Origin of the sequence: Bacillus sp. 491mf (genome assembly GCF_900112415.1) — a bacterium.
Classification (GTDB): Bacteria; Bacillota; Bacilli; order Bacillales; family Bacillaceae_G; genus Bacillus_A.
This window is the reverse complement of the sequence record NZ_FOLV01000059.1, coordinates 1-15,866: the sequence shown is the minus strand read 5'-3', so window position 1 is coordinate 15,866 and position 15,866 is coordinate 1. Positions and strand designations below refer to the sequence as shown.

At 35.3% G+C, this 15,866-nt stretch carries 14 protein-coding genes and 1 pseudogene; 11 read left to right on the top strand and 4 right to left on the bottom strand.

From position 1 onward, the window contains the following. The first annotated feature begins 133 nt into the window (after window positions 1-133). Window positions 134-541, top strand: a complete 408-nt coding sequence (locus tag BM211_RS24310; RefSeq protein WP_256217204.1) for a GNAT family N-acetyltransferase — start codon at window positions 134-136, stop codon at window positions 539-541. 192 nt (window positions 542-733) lie between these two features. On the opposite strand, the gene BM211_RS24305 is transcribed toward BM211_RS24310, so the two are convergent. Next, entirely contained in the window at window positions 734-1,852 is a 1,119-nt protein-coding gene (locus BM211_RS24305) for a hypothetical protein (RefSeq protein ID WP_091000028.1), read from the bottom strand. Window positions 1,853-2,134: 282 nt separating this feature from the next. Then, window positions 2,135-3,397 carry a Rossmann-fold NAD(P)-binding domain-containing protein gene (locus BM211_RS24300; protein WP_035433533.1) on the bottom strand — a complete coding sequence of 421 codons (1,263 nt, stop codon included), beginning with the start codon at window positions 3,395-3,397 and terminating at the stop codon, window positions 2,135-2,137. 480 nt (window positions 3,398-3,877) lie between these two features. Between BM211_RS24300 and BM211_RS24295 the strand changes: the two genes are divergently transcribed. From BM211_RS24295 to BM211_RS24260, 9 genes and pseudogenes are all read left to right on the top strand, one after another. Next, the gene (locus BM211_RS24295) at window positions 3,878-4,420 is read left to right on the top strand and encodes an NfeD family membrane protein (protein ID WP_091000025.1); all 543 of its coding nucleotides are present in this window, start codon (window positions 3,878-3,880) and stop codon (window positions 4,418-4,420) included. Window positions 4,421-4,435: 15 nt separating this feature from the next. After that, a complete protein-coding gene (locus BM211_RS24290; protein WP_091000023.1) occupies window positions 4,436-6,001 on the top strand; it encodes a flotillin family protein in 1,566 nt (521 codons plus the stop codon). Window positions 6,002-6,802: 801 nt separating this feature from the next. Further along, on the top strand, window positions 6,803-7,360 hold the full coding sequence (locus BM211_RS24285) for an RNA polymerase sigma factor (RefSeq protein WP_091000021.1): 558 nt from the start codon (window positions 6,803-6,805) through the stop codon (window positions 7,358-7,360). After that, window positions 7,326-8,753, top strand: coding sequence for an anti-sigma factor (locus tag BM211_RS24280; RefSeq protein ID WP_091000019.1), 1,428 nt, complete (start codon window positions 7,326-7,328; stop codon window positions 8,751-8,753). Before BM211_RS24285 ends, BM211_RS24280 begins: the two co-directional genes overlap by 35 nt. A 158-nt stretch (window positions 8,754-8,911) precedes the next feature. Further along, window positions 8,912-9,025, top strand: a pseudogene (locus BM211_RS27665) (Tn3 family transposase); the annotation flags it as partial. Window positions 9,026-9,364: 339 nt separating this feature from the next. Next, the gene (locus BM211_RS24275; protein ID WP_091000017.1) at window positions 9,365-9,619 is read left to right on the top strand and encodes a hypothetical protein; all 255 of its coding nucleotides are present in this window, start codon (window positions 9,365-9,367) and stop codon (window positions 9,617-9,619) included. Between the two features lie 390 nt (window positions 9,620-10,009). Beyond that, window positions 10,010-10,555: a helix-turn-helix domain-containing protein gene (locus BM211_RS24270; protein WP_091000015.1), complete on the top strand. Its 546-nt coding sequence runs from the start codon at window positions 10,010-10,012 to the stop codon at window positions 10,553-10,555. Window positions 10,556-10,560: 5 nt separating this feature from the next. Next, the gene (locus tag BM211_RS24265) at window positions 10,561-11,505 is read left to right on the top strand and encodes an alpha/beta hydrolase family protein (RefSeq protein WP_091000012.1); all 945 of its coding nucleotides are present in this window, start codon (window positions 10,561-10,563) and stop codon (window positions 11,503-11,505) included. 178 nt (window positions 11,506-11,683) lie between these two features. Beyond that, window positions 11,684-12,388 (top strand): metallophosphoesterase family protein, encoded by a 705-nt coding sequence (locus BM211_RS24260; RefSeq protein WP_091000010.1) that lies wholly within the window; start codon window positions 11,684-11,686, stop codon window positions 12,386-12,388. A gap of 109 nt (window positions 12,389-12,497) precedes the next feature. Here the strand turns inward: BM211_RS24260 and BM211_RS24255 are convergent, their stop codons facing one another. Then, on the bottom strand, window positions 12,498-13,424 hold the full coding sequence (locus tag BM211_RS24255; RefSeq protein WP_035433543.1) for a DMT family transporter: 927 nt from the start codon (window positions 13,422-13,424) through the stop codon (window positions 12,498-12,500). Between the two features lie 128 nt (window positions 13,425-13,552). Here BM211_RS24255 and BM211_RS24250 point away from each other — a divergent pair, with 128 nt between their 5' ends. Continuing rightward, complete coding sequence (locus BM211_RS24250) at window positions 13,553-14,950, top strand: MocR-like pyridoxine biosynthesis transcription factor PdxR (protein WP_091000008.1); 1,398 nt, start codon at window positions 13,553-13,555, stop codon at window positions 14,948-14,950. 41 nt (window positions 14,951-14,991) lie between these two features. Here BM211_RS24250 and BM211_RS24245 read toward each other — a convergent pair whose 3' ends face one another. Beyond that, window positions 14,992-15,507 (bottom strand): GNAT family N-acetyltransferase, encoded by a 516-nt coding sequence (locus BM211_RS24245; protein WP_091000006.1) that lies wholly within the window; start codon window positions 15,505-15,507, stop codon window positions 14,992-14,994. Window positions 15,508-15,866: the final 359 nt, after the last annotated feature.

Genomic DNA, 15,866 nt, shown 5'->3' with positions numbered 1-15,866 from the left:
GCGAAAGCAAAGAAGTTAGGTGGGAGATAAACTGCCCGTAAAAGCCCGATTGGTTCAACTAATAATCAGTGGGGGATGAAGAAAACCCCCACTGATTAAAGTTTCACTTTATAAAGGAGGAATTAAATTGAACATGCGTATCGAACAACTTAATAAGGAATTAGATTATCAAGAGTATATAAAAAAGATTATAGAATTATGGAATATGAATGCTATAGAAACAGCACAATGTGAATTAGACGAAAGCGATAGAATGGGTATTTGGGAGCAATTAGAACAATTTGTTCAATCAAAATATGACGCTGTTTTTGTAGTAAGTGATGAAGGCTCAAATATGATTGGTTATGGAGTGGTTTCTATTAAACAAGATCTAGTTACCGATATGTTATATGGTCAAATTGATGAGGTTTATATAAGAGAAGAATATCGAAGACAGCAAATTGCTAAAAATGTAGTAGAACATTTAATGAGATGGTTGAATCAAGAGGGGATTTCTGCCGTTCACGTGAATGTAGAGAATAAATTAGCTTTAGATTTTTGAGAGAATACAGGTTTTGAAAAGGAGTTTTTTCTTTTATCAAATAGTTAATTTCTATGTGAAATATGAATTGAAACTAAGATGACTAGAATAGCATGATGTTACTAAAGTCATCTTAGTTTATTTTTATAGGATTGTTATAATTGATCAAATTTTTTTTGAAAATAGCTTCTTTATACAAAATAGCACCCTTAACTAATTTTTGTTATATGGTGAGGTTGTTGTATCTTGGAACATGTTAGTTAAATCTTTACTTGCAAGCAACATAATATAGCGAGAACCTCCTTCTTTTTCTTCGCATATAATATTTATGTCAAGCCCTTCTGACATCACTGTTTGAAATGGCTGGGAAACGTTTAATTTCTGTTTTTTATATCCTTCATCTTGTAATTTGTATATCCATACTTGCTGAGTACTTGTTTGAAATACCATATAGTCTTGAAATGCACTCACTAGCCCTATGTTATTATTGGAATCTCCATGAACTTCATCTAATTGAAAAGGTTCTACATTTTTAGTTTCCATATTCACAATAAAGTAGGATTCTGGATACCACTGATCTGGTGATGGAAAAGTAGCATAGAAAATTTTATTTCCTACAATTCGAATATTGTTAATAAACTTGTGAGGAGTAGGGTACACAATTGTTTCACCACTTTTAAGGTCGTATAAGTATAAGTTAGTTTCATTGCTATTTCCATCTGAATACACTAATTTTCCTTGATTCATATGACTGACAGAATAACCTGTATCATATGAATGGGTTGTAGCAACGGTCTTTACTGTATCATTTTTCAAATCATATACTTTTATATAAGCTAACTTTTTAATCGGATCAATTTCTGTCCATGTTACCAAATGTTGATACAAGTTAGCATCTATTGGTCCTTCTGTTTCATATAATTTTTTTTGCTTACCATTATGTATGTTTTTCACATATAAAACGGATTGAGTACCAAAATCATCTGTATCAGTCCACAATACCCATTCTTTGTTAGCTTGCTGACCTTGCATATTGGGATTTTTTAATTTAGATTGGAAGACTTCTTTTGTTTCTTTATTTACGTAATCGTATGCTATCAATTTATTCGGCATACCGGACTTACTGTTATCATCAACAGTCATATACATTACTTCATTAGAACTAGATGGTAAATAAAACCGATTGTAATCGAGTGAGAACTTTGTAAATATCCCTATTTTTTGTTGCTCTATTTTGTTAATACCTTTAGATATGTTTTTTGTAATATTACATGAACTTAATATCACAAGGCATATCAAACCAGTGAATAAAGAAATATTTCTTTTGACCATATAAAAAATCTCCCCCAGATAAAACAGTACTAATTCCATCATACCAGATAGAATCACTTTTTTTACATATAGTGTAAATAGAACGTCATAAGAGGTGCTCTATAAAGTGAATGCAATAGCTATTTTATATAAAAAGTAGTATTTCATAAATTACTAGTAAAGGTGCTTTTTATACACAATTTTACTTACTATGAATATGGCTGACGTGTTTCATGTGACGAATAGCTTTTTCCATGAAGAATCGTCTCATAAGTGAACTTAAAAAAGACTGAGTAGAAAAACCTACTCAATCTTTCTTATACGATCAAATAATAACCCATCTGTCGTATCATTTTCTCCTATTACAAAATCTTTCATATAATAAGAAAGATAATCACCATATTTTGAATTTGTATTTAAAAGAAGCTCGTCTACGAAGTAAGAGCCAAGCGGTAAATTATCGAGTAAGAGGCTAGCAAGTGCACCGTAAACGCCGCATGCTACTTGAAAGTAGGTTGCGTTTGTTCCATATTGTGTGTATACATGTTGGGTGGCTGTTGTATTGTACATATAGACTTCTTTGTCTTTATAGACAAGTAATACACCGATTAAATCTTCGCCGAGGAGTTGTCCAGTTTCTGGATTTAATACGTGATGGTTCCAGTTCCATAGTTCATCAATATTTTGTTGGTTGTTATGAATTACTTCTGTCATATAATCATTGATACGATATAAAAAGCCGACCTCCATATCGTACAATTTTCCAAGGTTAATTACTTCTTCATGCCCCATTAAACAGCCGGAAAACTGTTTATCTCCTAACGTTACTTTAAATTCTTGTTCGTAAGCAGTGTTACATAAGAGAATTGGAGTTTGATGCTTCATGAAAAGAGGATAGTTTAAAATAGCTTCTTCTAAAAATCCCGCTGGTGACCATGTCGAGTATACAGTTTTTTCTTTAATAAGAGTTGGATCATGATAGAAAGTTGTATCGTGTTCGACGATGAAACAAGCGAGGGGGACTTCCTCAGGATTTTGTTTCATTAACTTAACGGCCATCCATTGAACAACGCCAGGGTTCATACCGGAACAAATAATGCCTGTCATGTTTGTGAAGGCAGGTCTATGCTCTTCAAAGAAATTTTGTCTTTCTAATAAACTGAACCGTTTAATATGCTCGTTTGCATCGATTGCTGGTGATTGCAATGCGGTATTTATATAATGTACACCAGCCTCATTGCAGCATGTTAGCATTTCTACTGCATCTGCTAAGGAAGCATCAATGACTATGCTTGTCTCTGTTTCCTGTAGATGATTTCGAAATAATGTGTGATCGCTTAGATCAAACATATGGAATGTAAAACTCTCGTATAATGCAGGATACATATTTTTAAAGTAAGACCCTGGTTTTTGCTTTATATCAATTAAATGAATGGAACAGTTTTGTAACTGAGAGTATAACGGATTATGAATATCTTTCACGGCATGGTTTAATAAGGATAAAAATGCCCGAGCAGCGCCGCCACTGCTTCCAAGTATAGTAAGAATAAGGTGTTCTTTTTCCATGCTTTCCCTCCTATATGATTAAGATATTCACTTCGCATAAGGAAGGATTATTTGTTTGTCCATAAATGCATAAAAATTCTATGCCTATTTCTTCATTAGTGGCAATGAAGAAAATAGACATAGAAACCTCTTTTCTTTTAAGGGGGCGAGAGGATCGGTTCGCGCATAGAAGCGGTAGATGCCTTTTCCTGCCACATGCGAGGTTTTAAAACAAAAGGAGAAAGTGCACCGTGAAAATAGCTTCCAATATATATGTTACTTTACTTTTTGTGTAAAAACTTGTATTATATAGATATATAATATAGTAGTTTATTTTCAGGAGGAGGCTGTCACCATAGCTTTCTCCTGTTCTTTTTTTTGGAGTCTGCGGTATAGGGCTCTTTTTTCGAAAAAATGACTGAAAATTAAGATACTTAAAGAGGGGAGGGAATACATATTTAATATAACAAGTTTCACTTATTTTGAAAGGAGTGAAGCAGTATGTTATTTCATGTTCCAATTGAAACAATTTATTTATATGGGCTTATTATAACCGGAGCTATTGCTATTCTTTATTTGCTTTTTGGTGATATTTTAGAATCTCTTTTTAGTATATCAAGCGGAGCTACTTCGCCTTTTACATTGTTATTTAGCTTTCTTGCGATGCTATGTGGATTTGGTTACATATTAGAATATATCTTTCCGTGGGGGAGTATTGCTATTTTTGTTATTTCATTTTTCCTCGCACTTGTTGGTGTGATTACAATGAAAATGCTTGTTTTAGCACCAATTTCTAAAGCGGAGCAAAATACAATGCACCGTATGGAAGAGTTTATTGGCTGCAAAGGAGAAGTGATTATTACGATTCCGAAAGAAGGATTCGGTGAGGTGTTACTAGCTTCTCAATTTGGTAGTAATGCGATGCCAGCTAAAACGATAGGAAAGAAAGATATTTTACAAGGGTCTTATGTCATTGTTGAAGATGTGCAAGACGGTGTTTTACTCGTGCAAAATTTAGTGGTTTCTTTAAAGAAACCAAAATGATAAGGGGGAGTTACTATGGTTCCATTAATTATTGGTGGTGTTTTGTTAGCAATATTAGCGATTTTGATTTTAGTCTTTATTACGAAATATCGAACGGTTGGGCCCGATGAAGCGTTAATTGTAACAGGAAGTGGACTAGGCAGTGGGAAAAATGTTGTGACAACAGATGATGGCAAGAAGATTAAAATTATTCGCGGTGGCGGTACGTTTGTTGTGCCAGTTATGCAACAAGCAGAACCCCTTAGCCTATTAAACTATAAATTAGAAGTAGGAACACGTGATACATATACGAAGCAAGGTGTTCCAGTAACAGTAAATGGTGTTTCAATTATTAAGGTGGGTTCTACAATTGAGGAAGTATCAACAGCAGCAGAGCAATATTTAGGAAAAGAAACGGAAGAACTGAAAGTAGAAGCAAAGGAAGTATTAGAAGGACATTTACGAGCAATTCTATCGTCGATGACAGTAGAAGATGCGTATAGTAACAGGGAACAGTTTGCTCAGAAGGTACATGAAGTTGCTTCCACTGATTTGAAGAAGATGGGGCTGCGCATCGTATCGTTTACAATTAAAGAAATTAGTGATAAAAACGGGTACTTAGATGCACTTGGTCAACCGCAAATTGCAACGGTGAAGCGTGATGCACAAATTGCAAACGCAGAGCGAGAAAAAGAAGCACGGATTGAAAAAGCGCGTGCTGAAAAAGAAGCAAAAGAAGCAGAGTATCAGCGTGATGCGCAAATTGCTGAAGCTGAGAAACATAAAGAATTAAAGGTGCAATCATATAAAAGGGAACAAGAACAAGCACGTGCAGATGCTGACCTTTCCTATGAATTACAGCAAGCGAAGGCTCAACAAGGTGTAACAGAAGAGCAAATGCGAGTGAAAATTATTGAGCGTGAAAAACAAATTGAATTAGAAGAAAGAGAAATTGCTCGTCGTGAAAAGCAATACGATGCAGAAGTGAAGAAAAAAGCAGATGCGGATCGTTATGCAGTTGAGCAAGCGGCGGAAGCAGAAAAAGTACAACAAATGAAAAAAGCTGATGCCCAGCAATATAAAATTGAAGCAGAAGCAAAAGCACGTGCAGAAGAAGTGCGTGTGGAAGGTTTAGCGAAAGCCGAAATTGAAAAAGCACAAGGTCAAGCAAAAGCGGAAGTACAAAAAGCACAAGGTACAGCAGAAGCGGATGTTATTAAACTGAAAGGTCTTGCTGAAGCAGAAGCGAAACAAAAAATTGCTGAAGCATTTGAACTATACGGTCAAGCAGCAATTATGGACATGGTATTAAAAATGTTACCAAGCTATGCGAAAGAAATTGCAAGTCCGCTTAGTAATATCGACAAAATTACTGTTGTCGATACTGGCGGCGGTGGAAAAAATAGTGGCGCTGGTAAAGTTGCCGGCTATGCGACTGATTTAATGGCAACGATGCAAGAAACTTTGAAGGCTTCTTCAGGTATTGATTTAAAAGAATTGCTGGAGAGTTTTGCAGGAAAAGGTGCAATGCAGCAATCTGTTAGTGAGGGGCCTGTTGTACAAGTAGTAGAAGAAAGTAAGAAGGAAAATAGTGAGCAGTAAGAAGATGAAATAAAAAACCGAAATAAAAACCCCTTTCTTTTAGGAGGGCGAGAGCATCTGGCCGCGCATGGTAGCGGTCAGAGCCTGTTTCTGCCCCGTGCGAGGTTTAAAACAAAAGGAGCAAACGAGTGCAGGTTCTGTTGTATTCTGCATAGCAGCGGCTTTTGTTTTAAAAAACGAGGATGGATTTCTATATAAACACAAATGAAACTTCCTTTCTTTTAGGAGACGAGAGCATCTGGCCGCGCATGGTAGCGGTCAGTGCCTGCTTCTTCCATGTGCGTGATTTTAAAACAAAGGGAGCAGGTGAACGATTGCTTATCTGAAACATCTTGTGCTAAAGACTTAAACCATTCACAAGTAACAAATATGGAATCCTAAAACTTTTATTTTATCACTATAGCCATAGCTTTTTTTATCTTATTATTATAATATTTCAACGTAAAGTTTTTTCTTCAGATGTTTAATAACCTCTCAAATAACTTCACAGCCTCTTTCGCATTATATAAATAATCCCTAGTTCGCACCTTCAAACTAATTTGTAACAACTGAAGGTCTTTTTCATTCATAAAATAACCCTCTAACAACATCATATCGCTTTTCTTCTATCGATTTTATTATGGCGAATATCAATCTACCAACGGCTTTCCAGTGCCACCAACACCACTATGAAAAAAATAGAAATTTGTGATAGTAATATTTTTATTACTTATGTAGGATGCAACTGGCTTTCTAATAGCTAGAGGAAGTGTCACAAAGTTATAGCGTCCATTCGTTATATAGAATGAGAGGAGGGATTACATGAAAGTTACAAACAAAGATTATGAAAAGATGGAAGAGCTATACGAGTTGTATGAACAAAAAATTTATTATGTAGCCTATTCTATTTTAAATAATGTTCAGCAGGCTGAAGATGCAGTTCAAGAGACGTTTATTATTCTTTGTCAGAATCTGGAAAAACTCCACAGCTTGAACACTCAAGAGCTTAAACGCTACATTTTGAGAATTGCAAAAAACAAAGCGATTGATAGTTACCGGAAAAATAAACGACAGGAAATGTTCTTAGAAGAATATCAAAGAGAATTACCGGAAGTAGCAAATGAAAATATTGAACAGTGGGAACAGCGTTTCATGTCTGAGGCTCAAATTGATACATTGCTAAAAGAGTTAAATGATTCTAACAGACAGGTTTTTAAGTACAAAGTCTTCTATAACTTAACTTATCAGGAAATTTCAAATCTAATGGGGATAACTGAAGTCAATGTCCGCAAGCAATTTGAACGCGCTCGAAAACGAGTACAAAATATGATAGGAGGTATACAAAATGACGAATTCAAAGAACTCCAAAGAAATGTATGACTTTGCTGAAAAAATCGCTTTAGATGATTTTGATAAACTGGATGAACAACATGAATTTTCAGATACCTACACGCACAAAAAGAAATTGTTTATGGAGGAAATTAAGGGTGGGCAACCACAGGCCAAGCGTAAAAAGAATCGTATTTTAATCGCTGCTGCCTGCTTATTGATCGGCATGCCGACAACCGTTTTTGGTGCAGTAAAAGTCTATGATATGATTGTCAAAAAACAAAATTATGAAGTAAATGTTTCAGTAACAAATAAGGCCTCGAAAAAGAGTGAAAGTTGGTATAAGTTGAAAGTCGGCAAGTTACCAGAAAATATGGAAGCAGACAATCACGATGCTATGAAATATTCATTTAAAGATAACTACGCAAAGGGTGGGTTTTCATTCCTTCTTTGCAGGTTAGGAAAAAATTCAGATTTTCAAACTCTGTACGCAAACAACTACGAAGAAAAAGAGATAAATGGTAGGAAAGCAGTGATTGTCCATAGAGACACCGGAGGCAAAAAATTACCGTTTAACAGACAGGTCTTTCTTCTTTTTGAGAAAGAGGGGATTATGTTAGAAAGTTATATTGGAGCCGATGTAAATGAAGAACAAATGATGGATGTCTTAGCAAACATTTCACTTGAGCCCACATCAAAAGAAAACGCATCAGATATAGCAGATTATGACAAAGATCGTTTTGGCAAAGCAGAAAAAACAACAAAACCTAACGTTATTCCTTTGAAAAAAGACAGCAAACAACTATTTAGCGTAGGTCAAAAGGTTCCAGTAACCTTACCTATCGGCATGAATAACGGCAAACTTGAATATGTTATAGAAAAAGTTGAAGTCTTTGATTCCATCAAAGATTTTAAACAAGAGAACTTTAATGAATATGGACTAGAAAAACTAAGCGAGAATAAGGCTTTAGATCAAACGAAAAAATTGATACCGTACAGACGGGATGTATATAAAGTTGGAAATGGGAAAGATTCAATTGACAACTTAGTAGAGTCGAAATCCGTTAATCTTAAATTTGTCTCCTTGACAACAACAGTGAGAAATATTGGTAAACAAGCGACAGAAGAAATCTATATGCATCCAAGGATACAAATGCTTACATCTGAAAATAATGCATGGAAATATGCTGAAAAAGATGGAATTTCCGAATACAGTATTATGACGCACGAAGTTGATTATCTAGAACCTCACGGAAACGGAAAAAGCTTTTACAATATTGGCCGTATCCAACCAGGACAAACAATGAAGGTTAACTTAGGTTACTTTGTAGATGAGGATAAACTGGATTCAATCTTCCTTGATGCTTTCCATTACAGCGGGGTTAGTGGCACTGAAAATATGAATGCGAAAGATCGTTGGTGGATTGATATTCGTCAAAAGTAAAAACGATAGGAATATATATAAGCTGCTTATATTTAGCAGCTTTTTTTCGTGCAAAGAAACTTTTAAAACTACCTAATTTATCTCCAAAAGTAACAAATTACAGAAATGAGATGATACTGTATGGAAATTGCGAGAGGTAGAGAATTGCTTACACCGGAACAGGTAGTTGTAATGAAGAATTATTGCACCATATGTCACCTCTAGGTTGGGAACATATTAATTTACTAGGAGAATACCATTTTAATTCGGAGAAAATGGTATTAGTGTTGTAAATCCACATTTTCCTGGCGGTACCCGATGCCCATCAACTTAAAATTTTGAAATACCCCAAAACAAAAATTTTGCGCATTATGCTCGTTTTTATTGTTTTGAGATAACACGTTCTTTTTAGCTTGATAGCGATGGGACGGTACTCCTAGCAGCAAAAAATAAAAATTGATTAAAATAGTAACCCCTCTAGCATGTGTCTAGAGGGATTACTATTTTAATATAGCTAACTAGAAAATGTAATACAATTCAAATCTTTTAAAATATAAAAGATCTGAAATAACAGTGATAGAATGGGTGAAGAAAATGAGATTATGAATAGGAAATTAAGGAGTAGAACTTGTATGAAAGCAGTTATTGAAAGCATTTATAGCCCATGTAATGGAGTAGTAGAAGAAGTGTTAATCAATGAAAAGTCATATGTATATGAATGGGAAAAGCTACTTATTATTAGAAATAATAATGGAATATTAGAAGAAGCAGCGGTTGGGATTAGTGGGAATGTACTGTCTGTAGATGTAGTGGTTGGACAGGAAGTAGATATGAATATGGTATTGTGTAAAGTGGAGGATGACCTGTTAATAACGGGCTGTGAATAGGGTTTGTTTTATTTAGCTATATATAAGTTGAAAACGATATAAAAACCACTAAACCCCTTTCTTTTTAGGGGGGCGAGAGCGTCTGGCTGTGTGTAGAAGTGGTCAGTGCCCATTTCTGCCACGTGCGATGTTTGAAACAAAGAGAGCGAGTGGAGGATAAAAAATTTTTTCTGATGGAAGTTTTATTTTATTAAAATATAAAAAATGAGAACGGTTATGTGTGTAAGTATGCATGTACTCGTTTTTTTGTAATGAAAAATGATATACCGGAGGATTCTATTTGGTGTTATCCATTCATATTTTTAATATGAATGATTGTTTTGTATGTATTTTTGTTATCATTTTTGATAATATAATCATAAGTTGTAGTAAAGGGAGTAGTGTAGATATATGAAAGAAAAAAAGATGGATATACTGTTTCATCCAATTCGTTTTCAACTGATTCAAGAGTTTATCGGAGGAGAGAATTTAACTGCAAAGCAGCTTGCGAAAAGGTTACCGCATATTCCACAGGCGACGTTATATCGTCATTTAGAAAAGCTAACGACAGCACATATATTACAAGTTGCTCAGGAAACGCAAATACGAGGAACGATTGAAAAGTTGTATGCTTTGAATCACAGTATGGCTAATGTTTCACAAAAGGATTTGCAAGATGTAACGAAAGAAGAACATATGCAATATTTTATGATGTTTACCACTCAGATTATGGCAAGTTTTAAAGATTACTTGCAGCAAGATCATATTGACTTCGAAAAAGATGGAGTCGGGTATCGACAAGCAAGCTTTTATATGAGTGATGAGGAGTTTCAAGAGTTTGCAAAGGAAATGAGTGGAGTATTTTTAAAAGCAATGGAGCGAAAACCATCTCCAGAGCGAAAGCGAAGAACGATTTCAACAATTATTATTCCTGAAAGAAATGGGAAGGGAGAATAAATAATATGGGGAAAGAATTGTTCGTTACAATTGAAAGTAAAGTTTCACTTCAAGGAACGTTAACAATTCCAGCACATGATGCAGCAACATACCCAGCTATTTTACTTATTGCTGGAACGGGAAAGGGAGACCGGGATGGAAATGTTCGTGGTTTAAAACTAAATTTATATAAAGACTTAGCGGACTATTTCACTTCGTTAGGATTTGCGACTTTTCGTTATGATAAGCGTGGTACGCATAAAAGTGAAGGGAATTATTATGAAACAGGTGTTACAGATTTAATTGATGATGGCGTTGCTTGTGTACGTTTTTTAAAGGAGCATCCGCAAATTGATCCGAAGCGAATCGTTATTGTAGGTCATAGTGAAGGAGCGTTACTTGCACCGGCTATTTATGTAAGAGAGTCAGTTGCTGGCTTAATTTTACTCGCCGGCGCAGCTGAACCTTCGAAAACATTACTGCCAAAACAAATGAAAATGGCAGTGAAAGAATTAGAATCAGCATCTGGATTTCGAGGATGGCTATACCGCTTTTTAAAACTTCCACAACGTATTCAGAAACAAAATGAAGCACAGATGGAAAAAATACAACAATCATCAAAGCCTGCTTTGCGAATCAAAGGAGTAAAGGTAAACGCAAAGTGGATACGTGAACAATTTCAATACAATGTTGTAGAGTATTTAGAGAGAGTGGAATGTCCTGTTTTAGCGATTACTGGAGATAAGGATATACAAGTGCCCCCAGAGCAGGCAAGGGATATTGCGGAATATGCCGCAGGTGAGGCGGAGTGGCATATCATCCCTAATATGAACCATATTTTGCGGGAAGTTGATAAAAACCATACAATGCTAGGCTTAATGAAAGAATATAAAGGGCTTCTAAATAAAGAGATTCAAGAGGAATTATTGCATGTTATGAAGGAATGGTTGGCAAAATATAACCTTCCATAAGGAACGTGGATGAACAAAAGTGCTATTTAGCAAAAAACTATAAAAACGAAAGACTAGCGTCTAAATAGATGCTAGTCTTTTATTTTAATAATGTCTTTCTAGTTAGAAAATTGCGATATTAATAGAGTCTCTCTATAATATGAATTAACTTCTATAAATGAGAAAGAAGGAAATACATATGAGAAGAACACTTGTAATCAGTGATATTCATGGTGAATTAGAGAGATTTGAAAAGCTATTAGAAAAAGTAGAATACAATCCACAAGAGGATCAACTTATTCTGCTAGGGGATTATGTAGATCGTGGCCCGAATGCTAAAGAGGTAATTGAAAAAGTGATGCATTTAAAAGATGCGGGTGTGCTCGTCTTAAAAGGGAATCATGAAGATATGATGCTAAAGGCTTTAACGACAGAGGAAGAAAAGTTTTGGAATCATTGGGTAAAGAGAAATGGAGGAGACCAAACGTTACATAGCTACGGCTTTTCAGAAAGTGATATTGCTGTAAGTGAAGAGGAGTTCATAAAGCCGCTGTTACATTCTGAAGTGTTAGAACAACATATCGAATTCATAAAAGGACTAGACCACTATATTGAAACAGATAACTATATTTTTGTTCATGCAGGTGTAGAACCAATGACACCTGTTTCTGAAACAGATGTGCATACATTGATGTGGATTAGAAATGAATTTCATAATGGATACAACGGTGAGAAAACTGTTGTATTTGGGCATACAGAAACGAAACTTCTTCACGGTGATAACGAGAATTCCGGTGTGTATTTTGGCGGAAATCGTATCATTGGTATTGATGGAGGCGCTGTATACGGCGGCCAACTTAACTGTTTAGAATTGCCAAGTCAAAAAGTATATGCAGTAAAATAAGAAAGATTTCCCTATATAAACGAGCTGATGTAGGGAAAAGAAGAGATAAGGGATCAAAATGATGATGAAACCTTATCTCTTTTTTTATGCTATGGTTTGTTACTTTCTGTTACATGTGTTTGGTTGCTAATTTTGGTTGTACTTCTTTTTCTGGCAGGGTTAAAAAAATTACTGCAACAATAATGAAAGCGCCGCCTAATAATTGATATGTTCCAAACGACTCATTCAACCAGATAATCGAAACAATAGCTGCTACGAGTGGTTCAATACTTGATAAAATGCTCGTTTCTGTTGCAGATAAATACTTTAGACTACCGATATAGAGAAGGAAAGAAAGTGTGCCACTTATAATGATGAGCATAAGCATAGAAAATGTACCTATTGTTAATGTATTTGCTATATGTTGAAAATGGAATTCTTGATTATATAGAAACAGGGAAATTCCTCCGAGTAACATCCCCCAACCAACAATTACCGATGTCCCCCACTGTTTAATAAGCGAAGCGGGATGGAGTGTGTAAAAAGCAAAACCAATTGCTGTTAAAATACCAAATAATATTGCTTGGTTAGAAAGAATAATATTTTCAATTGATCCGTTGGTAATAAGGAAATACGTCCCCGCTAATGCAGCTATGATTGCTATGAATTGCGTAGTGGAAGGAAGTCTTTTGTGTTGCAGCGCAACGTAAATAGTAATAAGAACTGGACCGAGAAATTGAAATAATGTCGCAGTTACAGCATTGCTTATATGAACGGTTTCAATGAATGCGTACTGGGCACCAAGCATGCCAGCAATTGAAAAAATTAGCAGTTGAATCCAATGACGCGGATGCCTCCAAATACCAAATATATTTTGTTTTGTAAATAGTAATGAACATAAAATAAACACGCCTGCTAATAGAAGACGAATGACTAAAAAGTCACTAGATGATAGTTCAGTATGATGAAATAGCCATTGAATCATAGGACCAGATAGCCCCCATAATGTCGCCCCGCTAATAATCATCATTAAGCCGAAGTGTCGCGATGATTTCATGATGTATCCTCCTTTGTATGAAAGCTCTTGCTTTTTCTTAATAGAAATGATAAGCATGAAAGTATTATATATAACTTCTGATACCATCAAAAGTATCAGTTTTCTATAAAATAAAGGGGTCAGTTTGTATGTTAGAATTAACACCAAAACTTGATGTTCATAGTAAAGAACCACTATATGTACAACTATATAACTACATGAAAGAGGAAATGAAATCTGGAAATGTAAAGCCTCATACGAAATTACCATCTAAGCGTAAATTAGCTCAATATTTACAAATTAGTAAAAATACAATTGAATCTGCTTATAGTCAGCTTATTGCGGAAGGTTATATAGAGGCTGTTCCACGTAAAGGGTATTTTGTATGTGAAGTGGAACAAAGTGTATTGTATGTGAAAGAAAAGATGCACCATGTAGAAGAAGTAACTTATTATGATCGCGACTATGCATTTGATTTTACGCATACAGGTGTTGATGCTCGCTCATTTCCACTTGCCTTATATCGCAAATCGGCAAATGAAGTACTGCAAGTTGAGAATGAGCAAGTACTACTGCTTGGGCATCCACAAGGTGAATTTGGATTAAGAAAAGAAATTGCGCAATACATGTATGAATCGCGCGGTGTACAATGTTCACCAAGTCAAATTATTATTGGGGCAGGAACGCAATATTTAATAAGGATGCTATTTCAATTGTTAAAAGAGAGTACATTTGCAGTAGAGAATCCAGGATACCACCAGAAAATTGTTACGTGTGAAAAAGGGGCAGAACATGTGGAAATGCTGCCGCTTGATGAAGATGGGATTATGATATCGAGTTTGGAAGAAAGTGATGCAGATGTGGTATTTGTGACACCATCTCATCAATTTCCATGCGGAATGATTATGCCGGTTTCGAGAAGAATGCAGCTCTTGCATTGGGCAGAGAAAGAGGAAGGACGTTATATTGTAGAAGACGATTATGATAGTGAATTTCGATATTCAGGAAAACCAATTCCAGCTCTCCAAGGGTTAGATACAAATGGAAAGGTTATTTATATGAGTACTTTTTCAAAAGCGTTACTTCCATCGTTACGTATCAGTTATATGGTGCTTCCAAAAACACTTATTGAAGTATATCAAAAAGAATATTTCTTTTATACGCAGACCGTATCGCGTATTGATCAAGAGATTTTGAAACGATTTCTCGAAGGCGGACATTGGGAAAAGCATATTCATAAAATGAGAGTGGTGTATCGTAAGAAGAGAGATACATTGGTTTCAGCAATTTCAACATATTTCCCGAAATGCGTAGAAATAGTTGGCCAAGATTCGGGGCTGCATATATTATTACGAGTAAATAATGGTATGACAGAGCAAGAGCTTATTGAGAAAGCGGCAGCATATAGTATAAAAGTATATCCAGTTTCTATGTACTATGATGAGATGAAAGCTGATAATAAAACAATCTTGCTTGGCTTTGCTATTTTATCTGAGGAAGAAATTGCGGAAGCGGTTCAATTGCTTGGAAAAGCGTGGTTTAATTGAAGGTATATGAAAAGGGACTTTTAAAAATAAGTCCCTTTTTCCTATTTATTTTCTTCATGTAAAAATAAAACCATATGCTCTTCATCCCAATATTGGTCATTATATTTTAACGAACGCTCTTGTACGCCGAATGTTTTAAAGCCTAACGATTCATAGAGCTTTTTTGCACCTTCATTGCCAACGACAACATCAAGCATAAGTTGTTCTACTTCTAATTTTTTTGCCTTTTCAATTGTTGCTTGCATCAGTGCTTTCCCTGCCCCCATTCCGCGCGCTTTTGGAGAGACATAAACAGAACCAATTTTTGCTTTATGTTCTTGCTTTAAAAATGATTTTGTTTCTAAAGTTGCCACGCCGATTAAATCGCTGTCTTTAAAAGCACCAAGCGTGTAATTTTCGTTTTGATCTAATATTTGCGCTTTATATTCAACAGGATCTTCTTTATTAATAAGATCTTCATAAGAAGAACTGAACGCTTCCGGGTTTTGTTTTAATCCTTCAACGCGAAGTGCTAAGTAAATTTCTGCATCTTTTTTCGTTAATACACGAATTTCCAATTGTATCATCCTCCAATTCTTTGGTGGTAATTTTATATTTTATATGAAAATCATAATACTTTCAAAAAATAGGCCTAATATATAAATTGTTTTAATATTTCTACATAAAAACTGCAATTATGAAGAAACAAGTATCCTGCACTCGTTTTTTCCTTTGTTTTAAAACAAGGCCCTGACCGCTACTACGCCAGCCGCTCTTGCCCATCTAAAAAGAAAGGGGGATGTCGCTTATTAGCTTATACAAACCCATTTTCATATTTCAATAAATAAGTCGCTGCTATGTAGAATACACAATAATAGCCACGCGCTTGCTCTCTTTGTTTAAAACATGGCCCGTGGCAGAAAAAGGCCCTGACCGC